Source organism: Petralouisia muris (assembly GCF_004793545.1).
Lineage (GTDB): Bacteria > Bacillota > Clostridia > Lachnospirales > Lachnospiraceae > Petralouisia > Petralouisia muris.
In genome coordinates, this window is record NZ_SRYA01000215.1 from 1 (window position 1) to 1124 (window position 1124).

Genomic DNA, 1124 nt, shown 5'->3' on the forward strand with positions numbered 1-1124 from the left:
ATCGACAATGCCTATGGTGTTCCGGATGAATATTTGGTATCATATAATTATGGAGATAATTAATTTGAAAACGGTATCGCCCGAAACAAGAAAAATCATAAAAAAGCAAGTGATATCGCTTATAAAAAAGGAAGAAAACAATCTGAAATTGCAGAGACAGTCGCCATTTCCCCACAGGCGGTTAAAAGAATATCCAGTGCATACAAGAAGGAGGGCGCTGCATGCCTCAAGGAGAAAAAACGCGGGCGCAAGTTTGGCGAAAAACGCCAACTGACACCGGCACAGGAAAAAGAAATCCGCAGGATACTGATTGACAAATCACCTGACCAGATGAAATTAAGCTTTATGCTTTGGACACGTGCCGCCGTGTGCCAGCTGGTTGAGGAAAAATACGGCATCACCATAACACTGCGTAATATGAGCGAATGCCTCAAGCGGTGGGGATGACCTGCCAGCGCCCTACCAGAAAGGCATATTTCCAGGACAATGTTAAGCTGAATGTTTTTATGCATGAAACATACCCAGCAATCGTAAATAAGGCAAAGACGGAAGACGCCGTGATTTTTTGGGGCGATGAGACGGGAATCAACAACCAGGCTTACCATGTGTCCGGTTTTGCGCCAAAGGGGCAGACGCCCGTCGTGCCATCTTATTCAAAAGTGGAAAAAATAAACATGATATCGGCGATCAGCAATCAGGGAAGATGCCATTTCCTGTGCTATGAGGAGAACATGACACAGCAGAGATTTATAGACTTTATGGAACGCCTTGTTAAAGACACGGACAGGAAAGTCTTATTTATAGTGGACAATTTAAAAGTGCATCATGGAAAGATGGTTGAAGGATGGCTTTCAGAGCATAAAGATGAGATTGAGCTGTTCTTCACATCACCCTACTCACCAGAAATAAACCCTGATGAATACTTAAACCACAGTCTGAAACAGAATATACACAGCGGAATAATTCCGCATACAAGGGAGCAAATTCGTAATAAAACAGAAGATTTTATGCATGGATTACAGAAATGTGAAGATAAAGTATCCTGCTATTTTCGACATTAAAAGCTAAAATACATTGAAAAATACGGCTATTAAAAATGTCGATTTTTAATAGCCGTAGTAATA

Annotated in this window: 2 protein-coding genes; both read left to right on the forward strand. The window is 41.4% G+C overall.

What is annotated here, in order from left to right; genetic code table 11:
- Positions 1-189: 189 nt before the first annotated feature.
- A complete protein-coding gene (locus E5329_RS32770; RefSeq protein ID WP_408634717.1) occupies positions 190-447 on the forward strand; it encodes a helix-turn-helix domain-containing protein in 258 nt (85 codons plus the stop codon).
- Positions 444-1061: an IS630 family transposase gene (locus tag E5329_RS29130; RefSeq protein WP_168356818.1), complete on the forward strand. Its 618-nt coding sequence runs from the start codon at positions 444-446 to the stop codon at positions 1059-1061. The genes E5329_RS32770 and E5329_RS29130 overlap by 4 nt, the downstream gene beginning before the upstream one ends.
- Positions 1062-1124: the final 63 nt, after the last annotated feature.

What these genes read in the sequence shown, in the direction of transcription:
- E5329_RS29130 (WP_168356818.1), top strand. Translation starts at nt 444, where the DNA reads ATGACCTGCCAGCGCCCTACCAGAAAGGCATATTTCCAGGACAATGTT.